The 2,710-nt window shown below is 65.5% G+C and carries 5 protein-coding genes; all 5 read right to left on the bottom strand.

Going from position 1 to position 2,710, the window contains the following annotated elements; genetic code table 11:
• Positions 1-27: 27 nt before the first annotated feature.
• Positions 28-225, bottom strand: coding sequence for a hypothetical protein (locus ACE3P2_RS01375; RefSeq protein ID WP_374260062.1), 198 nt, complete (start codon positions 223-225; stop codon positions 28-30).
• 64 nt (positions 226-289) lie between these two features.
• Positions 290-937: a hypothetical protein gene (locus tag ACE3P2_RS01370; RefSeq protein WP_374260059.1), complete on the bottom strand. Its 648-nt coding sequence runs from the start codon at positions 935-937 to the stop codon at positions 290-292.
• 76 nt (positions 938-1,013) lie between these two features.
• Positions 1,014-1,274, bottom strand: a complete 261-nt coding sequence (locus ACE3P2_RS01365) for a hypothetical protein (protein ID WP_198846808.1) — start codon at positions 1,272-1,274, stop codon at positions 1,014-1,016.
• Between the two features lie 16 nt (positions 1,275-1,290).
• A complete protein-coding gene (locus ACE3P2_RS01360; RefSeq protein ID WP_374260057.1) occupies positions 1,291-1,698 on the bottom strand; it encodes a hypothetical protein in 408 nt (135 codons plus the stop codon).
• A gap of 90 nt (positions 1,699-1,788) precedes the next feature.
• Positions 1,789-2,478 (bottom strand): DUF3275 family protein, encoded by a 690-nt coding sequence (locus tag ACE3P2_RS01355; protein WP_374260055.1) that lies wholly within the window; start codon positions 2,476-2,478, stop codon positions 1,789-1,791.
• Positions 2,479-2,710 lie beyond the last annotated feature (232 nt).

Here is a 2,710-nt window from a genome sequence, read left to right as displayed (position 1 = left end):
TGCGCCCGTAAGGGCGGAAATCGGGCCTCAGCGCCCCGCGAACTGCCCAAATGGGCCGCGCGAGAGGCATAAAAGTCCAAAAAACTGCGTCATCCAGGTTTGCGCGGAAATTTTCGACGGCTTGTTCAGCGTAGCCTTAAGGGCTCTTTCGAGCGTGGGTTCGTCGGTCGGGTAGTACCCGTTCTTGGCGAAATTGCGGGCGAGCCGCGGGAACATGAGGGCCATGGAAGTCTCCTGGTTGGCGGGGATGAAGGACGCAGGCACGCCAAGGCGTGCCTGCGCGGGTGGATCAAGCCGCTACCGCTTCCGGCGTCCAGATTCTGGACGGGTACGGATAGGCGGTGAGCAGGTCACTGCGGATCAGGGAGCCCAGCGCCAGGCTCAGCGCCGGCACGTCAATGGCGAGCCGATGACCTTCCAGCGGCCCGAGGGCGAACGGAAGACGGCCCAGCATCTCGCGGGTTTGCAGCAGTTCCAGCACGGTCTCGCGCCAGTGATCGAGCAGCGGCAATGGGCAGGTGTCCCGCACCAGCATCCACAGGCGGTCAAGCCTGTGGGCGCTGTCGCGTGGCAGCAGTGCCAATGCGCTGGCGTTGGCCTTGTCGGGCTTGACGCAGCGCCGGTCGAACAGCCACACGTTGGACAGCGAGCCGAACAACGTCCGCCGGTACGCGCGCGTGATGCGCTTTTCCAGGCGATCGACGTTGCCGATGAACACCGGGACGCTGCCGCCCTGGTCGGTGATGACGTGGAACTGGTCCAGTCCCTGCTCGTCGCGCCCGAGGGTCAGGCGAGCGAGGAACTGCTGGACGGCGGTGTCCCGCGCCCAGATGGACAGGAAGATCAGGTTGCCCTGGTCATCGCCGACGCAGGCGTCGGCCATCACGTCCGGGCATTCGTCGATGCGGTACAGCGTGGAAGAAGTGTTTGCGGGCATCGTGGTGTCCTCGGATGAACGGGAACAGCACCGCCCGCTGGGGCAAGTACTGCCCCAGGGGGTGGAAGAAAACCGCTCAGTCCGGCTCGAACTGCCGGGTGTGCGGGTTGAAGTGAAGCGGCTCGTCCGCCGAAGTGATCGGCGTGAAGCCTTCCAGGTAGATGTTGTTGAGGTACTGATCGCGGTAGGTCAGCGCCTGCCGCGCCTGCTCCTCGGTGAGGCCGTTGTCGATGAAGTACGCCAGCATTTCCTCGTCGGAGGAAACTTCGTCGTTTGACAAGCTGCCTTCAACGAGTGCCAGCAGCGAGGGCGGAAGCGTTGCCAGGATCGGGTCCATGTCGATTCCTCCTGACTCAGACCATCGGCGTCGCGGCGGGAGCCGTGACAGCCGTGGGTGTGCGCCGCCGGGCGTGGTAGGCGCGAACGCCTGCACGCCATTCGGCGGACTGCTCCGGTGCGAGGTCCAGATAGGACAGCGGGCACGAGTAGTAGTACGGGTGCATGGACTCTTCCAGCGGCTTGTAGCCCCACTGGTTGCCGCTGCGCTCAAGCAGATCGCAGCGGATGTAGCGCAGGGACTGGCCCGGCGCGAGATCACGATGCACACCTTCGACCTTGGCGGTCAGTTCGACCACGGACCACAGCACGTTGCCGCGCAATGCGTGAGCGATGACCTTCGCGCTGACGCGCTCGGTCTCCTGTGGTGCGATCAGTTCTGCGATCAGTTCAGACCGCGATTGCGGAGAGAAATACCAGCCCATGAGAGGCCTCCTCGAAATGTTGAACCGGAGGCCTCCCCGTGGGGGGAGACCCCCAGCGGGTGAAGAACACCGCGCATGCGGCGTCTGCGATCACGCAGGTTGCAGTTCGGCCTGGCGGCTCCACTCCTGCGTCTTGAAGTCCAGCGCGTAGCCCAGTTCGCCCAGGCGGGCGATCTGTGCGCGCAGGGCGCGGCGGTCGATGGTCGAATCCAGTTTCACGGACTCGCCCAGCGGCCATAGCAGGCCGAACAGCGCGGCGTCACCGTCTTCGGTGCTGCCGGGGGCAGCGGCCGTAGCAGGCGGTGGCGCATCCACGCCGAAGGGCGTGGTATCGACCAGCGGGTCCGCGGACGCCTGCACGGGTGCGGGCTTGGCGGGCCTGGGTGCTTTGGCGGGCTTTGCCGGCGTTGCCGCAGGCTGGGCGCCTTGCTCTTCATCGAGCGGATCGACGTCCTGGGTGGCGAAGCTGCGGGCTTCGTCGCGGCTCAGTTTGTCAATCCCCTTGAGCGTCATCCCGTCGAGGCTGGCACGGATCTTGAACCGCATGCCGCCGCCGACCGGGTAGGACTTCGGGAAGATGTAGCGGATCACAAACTCCCCGTCGTATTTCCCTTCGGGGTACTGCTCCAGTTCCGGGTCTTTGACCTCGAACGTACCGAGGTGCGTCGCGAGGCGGCCGACCGTGAACGGGCCGTTCTTGCCGCGGATGGTGCGCAGCGTGAGCTGGCCGGGGACGACGATGGGCGCGACCGATTTCTCGGATGCCGATGGGGTTGCCATGATGGTTCTCCTGATGATGAATGACGGGCCGCCGACGGCACCCGGGGGATGAGAGGAAATGACCTCGCCCGAAGTGGGCGAGGTCGCGTGTCATCACGCCTTGAGCTGGCGCATGCCTTCGGCCAGCAGCCACAACGCCCGGTTCAGGCGCAGGTTCTGGTCGATGCCTTGCACCGGACGGGTGCGCTGATTGCGGCCGTTGGCCGTGCGTCCGTTCAGGCCCCCTTTGACG

Origin of the sequence: Zoogloea sp. (assembly GCF_041911615.1) — a bacterium.
In the GTDB taxonomy this organism is placed as follows: Bacteria; Pseudomonadota; Gammaproteobacteria; order Burkholderiales; family Rhodocyclaceae; genus Zoogloea.
Note: the sequence above shows the minus strand (reverse complement) of the source record. Positions and strands in the feature narration are given on the sequence as shown.